10 protein-coding genes are annotated in these 12,872 nt (G+C 44.2%); 3 read left to right on the forward strand and 7 right to left on the reverse strand.

Translation table 11 applies throughout. The features are described from left to right. Positions 1 to 43 precede the first annotated feature (43 nt). The 4 genes from AB7E53_RS11940 to AB7E53_RS11955 all read right to left on the reverse strand — a co-directional run bounded on the left by AB7E53_RS11940 (position 44) and on the right by AB7E53_RS11955 (position 2,254). Entirely contained in the window at positions 44 to 988 is a 945-nt protein-coding gene (locus AB7E53_RS11940) for an NAD(P)H-dependent flavin oxidoreductase (protein WP_079683163.1), read from the reverse strand. Between the two features lie 86 nt (positions 989 to 1,074). Beyond that, the gene (locus AB7E53_RS11945; RefSeq protein ID WP_068186076.1) at positions 1,075 to 1,494 is read right to left on the reverse strand and encodes a DUF302 domain-containing protein; all 420 of its coding nucleotides are present in this window, start codon (positions 1,492 to 1,494) and stop codon (positions 1,075 to 1,077) included. Between the two features lie 11 nt (positions 1,495 to 1,505). Beyond that, entirely contained in the window at positions 1,506 to 2,009 is a 504-nt protein-coding gene (gene trxA / locus AB7E53_RS11950; protein ID WP_079683162.1) for a thioredoxin, read from the reverse strand. Next, positions 2,006 to 2,254 (reverse strand): hypothetical protein, encoded by a 249-nt coding sequence (locus AB7E53_RS11955; RefSeq protein ID WP_068186080.1) that lies wholly within the window; start codon positions 2,252 to 2,254, stop codon positions 2,006 to 2,008. Before AB7E53_RS11955 ends, trxA begins: the two co-directional genes overlap by 4 nt. Positions 2,255 to 2,523: 269 nt before the next feature. Here AB7E53_RS11955 and AB7E53_RS11960 point away from each other — a divergent pair, with 269 nt between their 5' ends. Together AB7E53_RS11960 and AB7E53_RS11965 are read left to right on the forward strand one after the other, a co-directional pair. Next, the gene (locus AB7E53_RS11960; protein WP_446775865.1) at positions 2,524 to 4,791 is read left to right on the forward strand and encodes a beta-N-acetylhexosaminidase; all 2,268 of its coding nucleotides are present in this window, start codon (positions 2,524 to 2,526) and stop codon (positions 4,789 to 4,791) included. A gap of 43 nt (positions 4,792 to 4,834) precedes the next feature. Next, positions 4,835 to 7,078, forward strand: a complete 2,244-nt coding sequence (locus AB7E53_RS11965; protein WP_446775867.1) for a GH92 family glycosyl hydrolase — start codon at positions 4,835 to 4,837, stop codon at positions 7,076 to 7,078. A 308-nt stretch (positions 7,079 to 7,386) separates the two neighbouring features. On the opposite strand, the gene AB7E53_RS11970 is transcribed toward AB7E53_RS11965, so the two are convergent. From AB7E53_RS11970 to kbl, 3 genes are all read right to left on the reverse strand, one after another. Further along, positions 7,387 to 9,054 (reverse strand): formate--tetrahydrofolate ligase, encoded by a 1,668-nt coding sequence (locus AB7E53_RS11970; protein ID WP_446775869.1) that lies wholly within the window; start codon positions 9,052 to 9,054, stop codon positions 7,387 to 7,389. A gap of 67 nt (positions 9,055 to 9,121) precedes the next feature. Beyond that, entirely contained in the window at positions 9,122 to 9,967 is an 846-nt protein-coding gene (locus tag AB7E53_RS11975; RefSeq protein ID WP_446775871.1) for a histidinol-phosphatase, read from the reverse strand. 83 nt (positions 9,968 to 10,050) lie between these two features. Continuing rightward, complete coding sequence (kbl, locus tag AB7E53_RS11980; protein WP_446775873.1) at positions 10,051 to 11,241, reverse strand: glycine C-acetyltransferase; 1,191 nt, start codon at positions 11,239 to 11,241, stop codon at positions 10,051 to 10,053. Between the two features lie 172 nt (positions 11,242 to 11,413). Here kbl and AB7E53_RS11985 point away from each other — a divergent pair, with 172 nt between their 5' ends. Then, on the forward strand, positions 11,414 to 12,367 hold the full coding sequence (locus AB7E53_RS11985; RefSeq protein WP_446775874.1) for an NAD-dependent epimerase/dehydratase family protein: 954 nt from the start codon (positions 11,414 to 11,416) through the stop codon (positions 12,365 to 12,367). Positions 12,368 to 12,872: the final 505 nt, after the last annotated feature.

A 12,872-nucleotide genomic window follows, 5' to 3' on the forward strand; every position in this document is an offset into this window, starting at 1 on the left:
ACCAAAGGAAAGTCGGCCTGCCGTATTAATTGAGAAATGTAAATCAGAACCTGGTATCCGATAAACGGGCCGCTGTTTCGTTGAACGAGCTGATCAGTTGATGCATCACGGAATCTACTGTAGGACATTCGTTGATGATTGCGGAAACTTGTCCTATCTCGAGCTCACCTTCCATCAGGTCGCCTTCAAATATACCTTTCTTTGCACGTCCCCTGCCTAATAATTCGCGCATTTCTTCCGGAGTGGCACCGCGGTTCTCAGCCTCTTCCACTTCGTTGAAAAACTCATTCTTTGCCAATCGGGTAGGGGCCAGCTTCTTGAGCATAAGACGGGTGTCTCCCTCATTAAGTTTCAGACAGAAATCTTTGAAAGCACTGCTTGCCGAGCTTTCATGCGTAAGGGCAAAACGGGTACCTATCTGTACACCGTCGGCTCCCAATGCCATGGCAGCATACATGGCTTCGCCTGTACCGATGCCTCCTGCTGCAAGCAATGGAAGCGATGTAGCCTTGCGGACGGAAGGGATAAGGCAAAGGGTGGTAGTCTCTTCCCGACCGTTATGGCCTCCGGCCTCGAATCCCTCGGCAACGATGGCATCCACTCCGGCCTCTTCACACTTTGCTGCAAACAGAGCGCTGGATACAACATGCACCACGGTTACATCGTGTTTTTTAAGGAAGCCTGTCCATTTCTTTGGACTTCCGGCAGAGGTGAAGACTATCTTGACACCCTCTTCTACCAGGATGTTCATAATCGTTTCTATTTCGGGATACATCAGGGGTACATTGACACCGAAGGGATTGTCGGTTGCTTTCTTGCATTTTTGAATATGTTCGCGAAGCACCTCGGGATGCATGGAGCCAGCTCCGATCAACCCTAATCCACCTGCGTTACTTACTGCCGATGCCAGTCTCCATCCGCTACACCATACCATACCTCCCTGGATTACAGGGTATTTAATTCCGAATAAATCACAAATCCGATTCATATTGGTTTAATTACATAAATAAAGCCTGCAAGATAAATATTTTTTATCCAGCAGGCTGTATTTGTGTAAAAGTTATTTTGATTTACCTACTTCCTGATCATTGTTTTCAGTATGTTCTCTATATCAGCAAATGCGGTGCCCATTACTTTTTCTACCACTCCTCCGATTTGTGAAGCCAGCAATTGCGAATTCATCCGGGAGATATGAGTCTTCCCATCGGTGGTAGTATATACAGAGATGCGGCAGGGCATCAGCGAAGAATAGATCCGTTCGCTGTCTTCCTTCAACAGCTGCACGGAATAATCCGGCTTGCAGAGCTCAATAACCTTTACGGGCAGGACATCCTTTCCATTCTTTCGCAACGTTTCCTGCAGATCGTGTGTCATTGATATTTTCCAACCTATTTCTGTTATCTTGGCAGATAACAGCTCTACGGTATGTTCGAATCCGTACAGACTCTCGTTCTCAATAAAGAACGGGTGTGCGATGGGTTTTGAAGTGTCCATTGTCTTTTTATTTACTTTTTCTTAAGCAATACAGTCTCAATAGCCTCTTTAAAGGCCGATTTAGGCATAGCTCCCTGAGCCATCTGAGGGGCTTCGTTCATGGGAACGAACAGTAACGAAGGAATGCTTCGGATACCAAATACACTGGCCAGCTCTTGTTCTGTTTCCGTGTTTATCTTGTAGATGTAAATCTGACCATCGTATTCGGCAGCCAGTTCTTCCAGTACAGGAGCAATCGACTTACAGGGTCCGCACCAATCGGCATAAAAATCGATGATGGCGGGTCTGTCTCCCAAATATTTCCACTCCTGAGGATTTGCTTCATAGTTAGCAACCTTTGTTAAAAATTCTGCTTTAGTTAAATGAATTGTTTTCATCTTACTTTCTGTTTTTGAATTTGAATTATTTTCTTTTTTATTAATTTCGTTCTGAGCTGTTTTATTACCTGCCTCCTTAGCATTGCACGAAGCGAGGGTAATAATTCCAAGCACCATAAATAAGGCTATTTTTTTCATTTCTTTTCTGGATTATAGTTTTTAATCTGGTCTTTATAAAGCGTATTTTGTTTGTATGTTCCGGAGTCTGAACCGCAACCCGATGCGCCGCAGCACGATAGATTGTAGGCTGCCTGTATCAATAAAACAGCTGCAAGCATTAAATAGATGTACTGGGAAGTATAAATAGCATATATACCAATACCTATGCCTCCAACTAATCTTACTATACGGGCAAATCCCCAATTCCTGAATCTACTGTCCATCTTTTGTCTGTATTATTTGTTTTTACCTTCTAACTATTGATCATTGTTATTAATGTCCATTAGAAATATATTGCAAAGATAGATAAAATTTTAATACAAACAAATTTCTAAAGGAAAATATTTATTGTTTTTATTTATTTAATAGGAAACAGCACTTTCACGGTTTTATTTAAACGGATTTAGGCATATAAAGCGGATAGTTGTATCTTTACCGAACTTTGAGAAATACGAAGTACATATATATTTATAAATTGATAAACTAAACGCAGATGTTATTGTCAAAACAAATCTGTAAAAAGCTTCTGCTATCTGCTGCAGTATGCTTTTTATCTTTTTCTGATGGTGTACCTGTATCAGCACAGCAGGTTCATATTATTCCCAAACCGGCAGAGATGCAGGTTAAGGATGGATTCTTCAGGGTTAATAAATCAACAGTGGTTGTGTTGCCGGATAAGTTGTCTTCATCTGAGTTGTTGCACGACATGATGGAGCACGCTGTTGCAGGATCAAAGGGTGGTACGTTAAAAATAGCCAGACACGATGTAAAGAAAAATGCCATACGCTTTGTGCTGGATAAAACCAATCCGGATAAAGCTACGGAGTCTTATTCGTTAGAGGTAGATGGCAAAGGGGTTACGATTACTTCGGGCTCCGACAAGGGATTGTTTTACGGTGCGCAGACTCTTTTGCAATTAATGAGTAAGGATGGCATTGCTTTTGCTTCAATTAAGGATGAACCTCGTTTCCCGTACAGAGGTTACCACCTGGATGTGTCACGCAACTTCTTTCCAAAGGAGTTTATCATCAAGATGCTCGACTGGATGGCGTTTTATAAGTTAAACACGTTTCATTGGCATCTTACGGACGGAGCGGGATGGCGTATCGAAATTGACGCCTATCCGAAGCTGACGTCTGATGCTGCATTCAGACCGATTGCCGACTGGAAGACCTGGTGGGATGGCGACCGGAAGTTTGTTCCGGAAGGTACGCCCGGTGCTTACGGAGGATACTATACAAAGAAGGAGGTACGCGAAGTAGTGGCGTATGCTGCCTCAAAGCATATTACAGTGATTCCTGAGATTGAAATGCCGGGACATTCCGAAGAGGTGTTCGTGGCATATCCCGAATTGAGTTGTTCGGGTATTCCCTATAAGAACAGTGATTTTTGTATCGGTAACGATTCTACTTTTACATTTGTGGAACAGGTGCTTACCGAGGTGATGGAATTGTTCCCATCCAGAATGATCCATATCGGAGGGGATGAAGCATCCAAGAAAGCATGGGGTGAGTGCCCGAAATGCCAGCAACGGATGAAGAACGAAGGTCTGTCTAATCTGGATGAACTGCAGAGCTACATGATCAGACGTGTGGAGAAGTTTCTTAATTCGAAAGGACGCAGACTGGTTGGTTGGGATGAAATTATTGAAGGCGGTCTGGCTCCGGAAGCAACCGTTATGTCCTGGCGGGGTGTTGAAGGTGGCATAAAGGCGGCCAAAGATGGTCACGATGTGATTATGACCCCGGGTAATTATATGTATTTCGATTTCTATCAGGCGGATCCTAAAACCCAACCGGCCGCGATCGGAGGGTTTACTCCTGTAAAGCAGGTGTATAGTTACAACCCGATGCCGGCAGAATTGAATGAAACGGAGGGTAAGCATATATTGGGTGTTCAGGCAAATACCTGGACAGAATACATGCCCAATGCCGATCATGTAGAATACATGGTGTTTCCCCGTCTGCTTGCCTTGGCCGAAGTGGCCTGGACACCGCAGGAGTTACGTACCTGGGCCGACTTTAAACCCAGAATGAACAGTCACGTAAATCTGTTGAAGAAGGGGGGCGTGAATGCCTTTACGCTATCGGACGATATTGAAATAACAATGGCTGTAGATACCCTGAATCGCCAGATCAAGGTGATGTTCGATGCAGAGAAATATCCGGCGGAAATACGGTACACGACAGACGGATCCATGCCTACTACAGCTTCGGCAATATACAAAGATACCATCCTGGTAAAAGATTCGGCCTGGATTAAGGCGGCTATCTTCCGTAACGGAGTAATGCAGGGAACTCCCTCCGAGAAAAAGGTGGATTATCATAAAGGGATAAATCGTCCTATCCATTATAACAGTAAGCTTTATAAAGGCTACATGGCCGGAGGTATGAATGCTTTACTGGACGGATACCGTGGGGGACTTAGTTATCTGGACGGTCGTTGGCAGGGATACCTGAATGACCTGGATTGCGTAGTGGATATGGGAGAAAAGACAGACCTGCATAAAGTGTCTGTCCGTTTCATGCAGCTTACAGGTCCGGGAGTGTTCCAGCCGGGCGAGGTTAGTCTGTTAACCTCCGAAGATGGTGTGAACTTTACCCTGCAGCAGACCATCAAGACGGTGGTACCTAAAGAAGAAAGCAACCTTACTTTCCAGGAATATACATTTCAAGGCAACTGGAAAGGACGTTTTGTCCGTTTGCAGGCATCCGAAGTAAATAATGGATTTATCTTTGCGGATGAAATCGTGATTTGGTAATCAAGATGAGATTGAAATTTGGTAATAAACAAATGATAAACAAATGAAGAAACAAGTATTTGCACTTCTGCTAAGCGGCGTTATCAGCGTCTCCGCCCAGCAACCTGTAGATTATGTGAATCCTTTTATCGGCACAAGCAACTACGGAACAACCAATCCGGGAGCTGTTTGTCCGCAAGGGCTTATGAGTGTCACCCCCTTCAATGTGATGGGATCTGAAAGCAATAAGTTCGACAAAGACAGTCAGTGGTGGTCGGCACCCTACACATCAGATAATAACTATTTTACGGGCTTTGCCCATGTAAATCTGAGTGGGGTAGGATGTCCGGAACTGGGAGGATTGTTGCTTATGCCTACTGCAGGCGATCTGAATGTAGATTACTCGCAGTACGGAAGTGCATACACCGAAGAGGTAGCCAAGCCTGGTTATTACGGTACAAAACTTACTAAATACGGAATCAAGGCCGAGGCAACAGCCAGTATGCGTACAGGTTTAAGCCGTTTTACCTTTCCGGCAGGAAAAGGAAACATCCTGCTGAATCTGGGAGAGGGACTTACCAACGAGACCGGAGCAACGGTACGTATAGTAAATGATACGGAAATTGAAGGAAGTAAGTTGATGGGTACCTTCTGCTACAATCCGCAGGCTGTATTTCCGGTCTATTTTGTAATGAAGGTAAGCAAAGCTCCCAAGCAGATGGGATACTGGAAGAAACAAAGTCCTATGAAAGGGGTGGAAGCCGAATGGGATGGCTACTCGGGCAAGTATAAATTGTATACCAAGTACAACCGGGATATGAGTGGCGACGATGTAGGGGTATGGTTTACCTACGACAACGAAGCCAACGAAGTGATTGAGGTTAAGATGGGCGTATCTTTCGTAAGCATCGAGAATGCACGTTTGAATATGAATACGGAGCAACCCGACTTTAATTTCGATAAGGTAAGCAAGGCTGCCCGCGAACAATGGAACAGTGATTTGTCGCGTGTGCTGGTTGAAGGTGGTAGCAAGGACGAAAAAACGATCTTCTACACGGCTTTATACCACATGCTGATCCATCCCAATATTTTGCAGGATGTAAATGGCGAGTACCCGATGATGGAAAGTCTGAAGACAGGTAAGACCAGCGGCAACCGTTACACCGTATTCTCTTTGTGGGATACGTATCGTAACGTGAGTCAGCTTATGACACTGCTTTTCCCCGAACGTCAGGTGGAAATTATCCGTACCATGGTCGACATGTACAAAGAGAGCGGATGGTTACCCAAATGGGAGCTGTTCGGTCGCGAAACACTTACTATGGAGGGCGATCCTTCCATTCCTTACATTGTGGATGCATGGATGCGTGGTATCCGCGACTTTGATGTGGAGACAGCCTACCAGGCCATGCGCAAGGGAGCCACTACTCCGGGAGAATTCAACCTGATGCGTCCGGATGCCAACGACTACTTTACCAAAGGATATGTTCCATTGCGTGAAAAGTTCGATAATTCGGTATCTCATGCCCTGGAGTATTACATAGCCGACTGGAACTTATCTAAGTTTGCCCAATCCCTTGGTAAGAAAGAGGATGCCAAACTATTTTACGATCGCTCCATGGGTTACAAACACTATTACAGCAAAGAATATGGTACACTACGTCCCATATTGCCTGATGGTACCTTCTATTCGCCCTTCGATCCGTTGCAGGGTGCTAACTTTGAACCTAGTCCCGGTTTTCATGAAGGCAATTCATGGAACTACACATTCTATGTACCCCATGATATAGCCGGACTTACCAAACTGATGGGAGGTAAGAAGAAGTTTGTGGACAAGTTGCAGATGGTGTTCGATAAGAAGTATTATGATATGGCCAACGAACCTGATATTGCCTATCCTTACCTGTTCTCTAATTTTAAGGGAGAAGAGTGGCGTACACAAAAGACCGTTCGCGGCCTGCTTCGCGATTACTATCACAATGCTCCCAACGGTTTGCCGGGTAACGATGATACAGGCACTATGTCGGCCTGGGCTGTATTTGCCATGATGGGATTCTATCCTGCTTGTCCGGGTGATGTAAATTATACGCTGACCTCGCCCTTGTTCGATAAAGTTACTATAAAGCTTAACCCCGACTATTACAAGACGGGTGAGTTGGTTATCGGAACGAATCGCACCCATGCCGACGAGATTTATATTCAAGAGGTGAAGGCCGGAAACAAGAAGCTGAATGGCTATTTTATAAGTCACGACGAGCTGGTAAATGCCGGATCCATCGAGTATAAACTAAAAGCGACAAACAAGTAACAAGTGCAAACTCCTCCAAGGTCGTATATAAATCTTGTTCTTGGATGGGAGAGGTGATTGAAAAGATTACAAAGCATCAGAAGTAAAATGTTCTAATCGTGTTCTGAACCTCAGAAGTAAATTATTCTGATTGTGTTCTAAACGTCAGAAATTAAATGTTCTGATCGTGATTTGAACCTCAGAAGTATAATGTTCTGATAGGTTCCAAAAACAAAGAGGCTGAATCCCATTGAGATTCAGCCTCTTTTTATTTTAGTTCCAACCGTTTGATTGGGTTGGATGTATCATGATCAACCGGATGGAGCTTATTAGCTCAGTCCTTCCACCACACCATTTATAATATTAATATTCTTTGCCTGAGGCTCTTTGGGTAATCCCGGCATACGCATAATATCTCCCATGATTGCCACAATCATTCCGGCTCCGTTGTTGATAACAATGTCGCGTACCTTCATTTCGAAGTTTTCGGCTACACCATAAGCTTTGGGATCCGACGAGAACGAATATTGGGTTTTAGCGATACACACAGGAAACTCTGCAGCGCTTGTGCCTTCGATCTGTTTGATTTTCTTTTCGGCCGAGGTGGTGTAAACAACCGATTTAGCTCCGTAGATGGTTCTACAAACCTTTTCAATCTTAGTGCGGATAGAATCGGAGTCTTTGTAAGTATACAAAAGCGGACCCGATGGTTGCTGCTCGATTGTATCTACTACCAGACGGGCAAGGTCTGTAGCTCCTTCGCCACCTTCGGAAAAGGCATTGTTAACGGCAAAGCCAACACCCATCTCTTTGCAGTGTGCTGCAAGCAAAGCAATCTCTTCATCCGTATCGGTAGCATATTTATTGAATGCCACTACGACCTCCTGACCGAAGCTCTTCAGGTTCTGGATATGTTTGTCAAGATTGGCAAATCCCTTTTCCAGTCCCTCGATATTAGCCTCTTTGATTTTGGTTTCCGGAACACCACCGTGCATCTTCAATCCCTGAGCTGTAGCAACAATAACCGTCAGCTTGGGAGATAGTCCCGCTTTGCGGCATTTGATGTTGAAGAACTTCTCTGCTCCTAAGTCGGCGCCGAATCCGGCTTCGGTTATAACATAATCTCCGTAAGTAAGCGCCATCTTTGTGGCAAGCACCGAGTTACATCCATGGGCGATGTTGGCAAACGGACCTCCATGAACAAACGCAGGAGTATTTTCTGTAGTCTGCACAAGGTTCGGCAGAATAGCCTCCTTAAGCAGTACTGTAATGGCTCCGGCAACACCCAGATCGTTCACCGTAAAAGGCTTGTCGTCGTAGGTATATCCCAACAGAATGTCTCCGATACGGCGTTTCAGGTCTTCCAAATCGGTTGCCAGACATAAAATAGCCATAATCTCGGAAGCCGGAGTAATGTCGAATCCGGTCTCGGTTGGAATACCGTTGGCCGAACCTCCCAATCCGGAAACAATGTTACGTAAACTACGATCGTTTACATCAAGCACACGTTTCCATTTTATCTCTTTCAATCCATCGCACGAATGACGGTTTTGGTACAGATAATTATCCAGCAGTGCTGTTATCATGTTGTGCGCCGAAGTTATGGCATGAAAATCTCCTGTAAAATGCAGGTTGATGTTTTCCATGGGCAATACCTGGGCATAACCACCTCCGGCGGCTCCCCCCTTCATACCGAAGCAGGGACCTAAAGACGGTTCGCGCAGTGCTACTACTGCTTTTTTTCCGATTTTATTTAATCCTAACGTAAGACCGATCGATACAGTTGTCTTTCCAACACCGGCTTTGGTAGGAGTGATGGCGGTTACCAAGATCAGGTTATGCTTGGCAATCGCTTCATCGTTAATCAGATTAAGTGGAATTTTGGCAATGTATCTGCCATAGTTATGTACCTCTTCGCGGGGAATACCCAACGTTTCTGCTACATCTTTAATCTTGTGTAATGAGACCTCTCTGGCAATTTCGATATCCGACTTCATTAATTCTTATTTTAGACGTTTACTAATTCTGACTACTAAAAAATAACAATAGGATCAAACATAAGGTTTAAAAAGGTATCGATTGCCATGAACCGGCAATCAGTTCGCAGGTAGATTTATAGCCTGCCTGCTTTAACATGTCAAATGCCTCCTGCCGCCCGTCGTTTACCAGATCGGGTGTGTGACAATCGGAATTTACCATTACGGGAATTTGCAACTCCCTCATCCGCGAAAGATATTCCTGTCTGGGGAACGTCTGCTGTTTCTTAAGCAGGTTCTTTGTGTTGATCTCCACAATCAATCCTTTACCGGCAATAACCTCCAGGTATTCGTTTACCATGTTTCTGTACCAGGGGGCGGTAAACGAAAAGTCTTTGCACCGCTGACCGTTCATATAGATTTTGTCCAGGTGGCCAACAATATCAATCCCGCCGAGTTCCACCATCTGAATGGACGATTCGTAGTAACGTTTCACCATCTTCCGGATGTCGCCTTCAAAATAGGTATCCACCGCCTTCTTGAATTCCGAGAAAGGGCCGTCTATGCAAACCATGTTAGCTTCGCACAGCTCTGTGGCAATCGGTAGGAAATGTACAGATCCGATGCGGTAATCAAGCGGCAGACTCTGGAAATAGGGGATAGAGGGGTTGTAGGTTGTATCCAGGTAATCAATCTCCATCCCGGTATAAATTTCGAGATGTCCCTGGTATTTATCTTTTAACCGGCTAATCTCTACGAGGTATTCAGGCATATCAAAAGCCGACATGTTCCAGAAGGTTTCGAAAGGCAGCGGTCCGTGCGAAGAGATTCCGTAAGCCCTGAACGACTTAGCAAGGGCAAACTTTACAAATTCTTCGGGCATGCTTCGTCCGTCACAAAAGGAGCAATGACTATGATAGTTACTGAGGTGCATAGAAGATTGTGTTTTATCAGGTATATAAAAAAAACAACAAGGGGGAAACAGTGGTTCCCCCTTGTCAATTAAATGGAATGTTATTATTTAATAACGTTCAGCTCTTTTCCTACCTTTACAAAGGCTGCAATAGCCTTATCCAGGTGTGCTTTGGTGTGGCAAGCCGACAATTGTACACGGATACGGGCCTGATCTTTAGGAACTACAGGGTAGTAGAATCCGGTAACGTAGATGCCCTCTTCCAGCATACGTGCAGCATATTCCTGCGATAATTTAGCATCATACAACATCACTGCGCAAATAGCCGATTGTGTAGGTTTGATATCAAATCCGGCAGCAACCATTTTTTCGCGGAAATAGGTTACGTTCTCAACAAGTTGTGTGTGCAGCTCGTTGCTTTCGTCCAACATCTTGAATACTTCAAGTCCGGCTCCAACTACTGCGGGAGGAATGGAGTTGGAGAAAAGATACGGACGCGAGCGTTGACGCAGGATTTCGATAATCTCTTTCTTACCGGTTGTGAAACCTCCGATAGCGCCGCCAAATGCTTTACCAAGTGTACCTGTGTGAATGTCGATACGGCCGTATACATTGTATTTTTCGGCTACACCGCGACCGGTTTCGCCTACCACTCCGGCAGAGTGACATTCGTCTACCATTACAAGCGCATCGTACTTATCGGCCAGGTCGCAGATTTTATCCATCGGAGCCACGTTGCCATCCATAGAGAAAACGCCATCCGTTACAATAATACGGTGACGTTGACCCTGGGCCTCGATCAGCACTCTTTCAAGATCTGCCATGTCTGCATTTGCGTAACGATAACGTTTAGCCTTGCATAGACGAACCCCGTCAATGATAGAAGCGTGGTTCAGTGAATCGGAAATGATAGCATCTTCTTCTCCGAACAATGGTTCGAAAACACCTCCGTTGGCATCGAAACAAGCCGCATAAAGAATGGTGTCTTCTGTTTGGAAATACTTGGATACCGCAGCTTCCAGCTGTTTGTGGATATCCTGTGTTCCGCAAATGAAACGTACAGACGACATACCGAACCCGTGTGAGTCCATAGCATCTTTAGCCGCCTGAATAAGTCGTGGGTTGTCTGATAGACCAAGGTAGTTGTTGGCGCAAAAGTTAATAACCTCTTCACCGGCATTCACTTTAATGTCGGCTTTCTGAGACGTTGTGATAATTCTCTCGTTCTTGTACAATCCTGCAGCTTTAATTTCTGCCAGCTCATTTGCCAAGAAATCTTTCATTTTTCCGTACATGATTTTGTGTTTTGTTAGTTAAAACAATTTGTCTTTATCAACATTGTGTTTTAGGAGTGACAAAGTTCATAATAATTTCTCAATTTAGGGTAAAAAATTATCCAAAAATTATCCAGACTATTTTATTCTACATACATTTGCACCGGAAAAACTAAAAGCACATCTAAACGGAATGAAAAATGTATTAATTATTGGTTCTACCGGTCAGATCGGTTCGGAATTGACAATGGAACTAAGAAAACGTTACAACGGTAATATCGTAGCAGGCTATATTCCGGGTCAGGAACCGAAAGGCGACTTACTCGAATCAGGTCCTTCTGCTATTGTGGATATTACGAACGAACAACAAATCGCCGAAACAGTATCAAAGTACGAGATCGATACGATTTATAACCTGGCGGCTCTCTTGTCGGCTGTAGCGGAAGCAAAACCCCAGCTGGCATGGAAGATCGGAATGGGAGGTCTTTTTAATGTTCTTGAAGTGGCGAGAGAAATGAATTGTGCGGTATTCACCCCCAGTTCGATCGGTGTATTCGGGAACAACACTCCTAAAGACAAAACGCCTCAGGACACAATCCGTAATCCACGCACCATGTATGGTGTTACGAAGGTGTCCGGCGAATTGCTCAGCGATTATTATTTTATCCGCTTCGGAGTAGATACACGTTCGGTTCGCTTTCCGGGTCTGATATCCAATGTAACACCTCCGGGTGGTGGTACAACCGATTATGCAGTAGACATTTATTATGAAGCAGTGAAGACTGGTCATTTTGTTTGTCCCATCGCTGCCGGTACCTATATGGATATGATGTATATGCCGGACGGTTTACGCGCTGCAATTGATATCATGGAGGCCGATCCTTCACGTCTTGTGCACCGTAATTCGTTCAACATTGCTGCGATGAGTTTCGATCCTGAAACAATTGCTGCAAGCATCCGCAAATATATTCCTGAATTTACGATGGAATATAAGGTTGATCCGTTGCGTCAGAGCATTGCCGAGTCATGGCCAAATTCGCTGGACGATACCTGTGCCCGCAACGAGTGGGATTGGGCGCCGACATACGACCTGGATATGATGACGCAAGATATGCTTCGCGTTTTGAAAGCAAAGTTCAATAAGTAACTTTTTGAATGAAAAGGAAAAGAGGGAAAGCCGTTAAAAGGTTTTCCCTCTTTTTGATTTTATTATTTGCCTGATTCATCAAAGACAATACTTCCTGTTTTGTTACAGACAATTCATCCTTTTTAGTTAAAAGGAACATATCCTGCTCTGTCAAAGACAATGTTTTCTGTTGTAATTTCTGGGTGTTGGATTAATATAATTATTTATATAAGGCTATTAATTCTTTCCTCTTTATAAAGTATTCAGATCAATACGGAGAACTATTTCCGAAACAACGAACAAGTATTCGTTTGCCATATGTCAAACGCAAAGTAGCCATATGTGTAACTTGCGTTTGACATATGTTGAATGCAAGGTGTCCATATGTTAAACGAATAAGTTTGACTTTTACTGATTTGAGTAGACACTTTTTTATTCTTTAAACTGAGAAACTAGACATATCAGAGATAATTCTACTGAAAGTCTAGACACTTTCACAAAATCCATCCTAAAATAGTTTACACCT

The sequence above is a fragment of the Macellibacteroides sp. genome (genome assembly GCF_050251695.1).
GTDB classification, from domain to species: Bacteria; Bacteroidota; Bacteroidia; order Bacteroidales; family Tannerellaceae; genus Macellibacteroides; species Macellibacteroides fermentans.

Bases quoted from the DNA above. Each gene is read 5' to 3' on its own strand.
- AB7E53_RS11945 (WP_068186076.1), bottom strand. From the start codon at position 1,494: ATGGACACTTCAAAACCCATCGCACACCCGTTCTTTATTGAGAACGAG.
- AB7E53_RS11955 (WP_068186080.1), bottom strand. From the start codon at position 2,254: ATGGACAGTAGATTCAGGAATTGGGGATTTGCCCGTATAGTAAGATTA.
- AB7E53_RS11985 (WP_446775874.1), top strand. From the start codon at position 11,414: ATGAAAAATGTATTAATTATTGGTTCTACCGGTCAGATCGGTTCGGAA.
- AB7E53_RS11965 (WP_446775867.1), top strand. From the start codon at position 4,835: ATGAAGAAACAAGTATTTGCACTTCTGCTAAGCGGCGTTATCAGCGTC.
- trxA (WP_079683162.1), bottom strand. From the start codon at position 2,009: ATGAAAAAAATAGCCTTATTTATGGTGCTTGGAATTATTACCCTCGCT.
- kbl (WP_446775873.1), bottom strand. From the start codon at position 11,241: ATGTACGGAAAAATGAAAGATTTCTTGGCAAATGAGCTGGCAGAAATT.
- AB7E53_RS11970 (WP_446775869.1), bottom strand. From the start codon at position 9,054: ATGAAGTCGGATATCGAAATTGCCAGAGAGGTCTCATTACACAAGATT.
- AB7E53_RS11940 (WP_079683163.1), bottom strand. From the start codon at position 988: ATGAATCGGATTTGTGATTTATTCGGAATTAAATACCCTGTAATCCAG.
- AB7E53_RS11960 (WP_446775865.1), top strand. From the start codon at position 2,524: ATGTTATTGTCAAAACAAATCTGTAAAAAGCTTCTGCTATCTGCTGCA.
- AB7E53_RS11975 (WP_446775871.1), bottom strand. From the start codon at position 9,967: ATGCACCTCAGTAACTATCATAGTCATTGCTCCTTTTGTGACGGACGA.